The organism is Stenotrophomonas sp. YIM B06876 (assembly GCF_030711595.1).
In the GTDB taxonomy this organism is placed as follows: domain Bacteria; phylum Pseudomonadota; class Gammaproteobacteria; order Xanthomonadales; family Xanthomonadaceae; genus Stenotrophomonas.
In genome coordinates this window covers 1-709 of sequence record NZ_JAUJUJ010000414.1, presented here as the reverse complement: position 1 = coordinate 709, position 709 = coordinate 1, and the positions used below count along the sequence as shown (strand labels likewise).

The following is a 709-nucleotide window of genomic DNA, read 5'->3' as shown; positions in this document are numbered from 1 at the left end:
ATCGCCCACCAGATTGGCGGGCACGTTGGCCGCCACGTCGCAGATCAGCTCCAGCCCCTGCGCCGCGGCCTTGTGGCCGACCACGTCGATCACACCGCTGAGCACCTGGTCGAGCACAAACGGGCGCGGCTCGATGCGCAGTTTGCCGGCCTCGACCTTGGAGAAGTCGAGGATGCCGTTGATGATCCCCATCAGGTGCTGGCCGGCCTGCCCGATCTTGCTGACATAGTCGTGCTGGCGCGGGCTGAGCCCCGTCTTGAGCGCCAGATGCGACATGCCGATGATGGCGTTCATGGGCGTGCGGATCTCGTGGCTCATATTGGCCAGGAAGTNCCATCAGGTGCTGGCCGGCCTGCCCGATCTTGCTGACATAGTCGTGCTGGCGCGGGCTGAGCCCCGTCTTGAGCGCCAGATGCGACATGCCGATGATGGCGTTCATGGGCGTGCGGATCTCGTGGCTCATATTGGCCAGGAAGTTGGACTTGAGCGCCGCGGTTTCCTCGGCCAGCTCCTTGGCGCGGCGCAGCTCCTGCTCGGCGCGCTGGCGCTCGCTGATGTCCACGAAGACGCCGATCACGCCACCGGGCGCGCCGTCGGGCAGCGCAAACCCCTGCAGCCAGTACAGCGTGTGGTGCATCTGCCCGTCGGCGTAGGGCAGGGCCACTTCGCGGTGCACGGCCTCGGTGCCGTGCAGAGCGCTTTCGGCATC

General features: G+C 66.7%; 1 protein-coding gene. It reads right to left on the bottom strand.

The genetic code is table 11. The annotated features are described in order from the left end of the window. Positions 1 to 294: histidine kinase dimerization/phospho-acceptor domain-containing protein (locus QZH66_RS17650; RefSeq protein WP_305807124.1), on the bottom strand; the 294-nt coding region annotated here is incomplete at its 3' end. Positions 295 to 709: the final 415 nt, after the last annotated feature.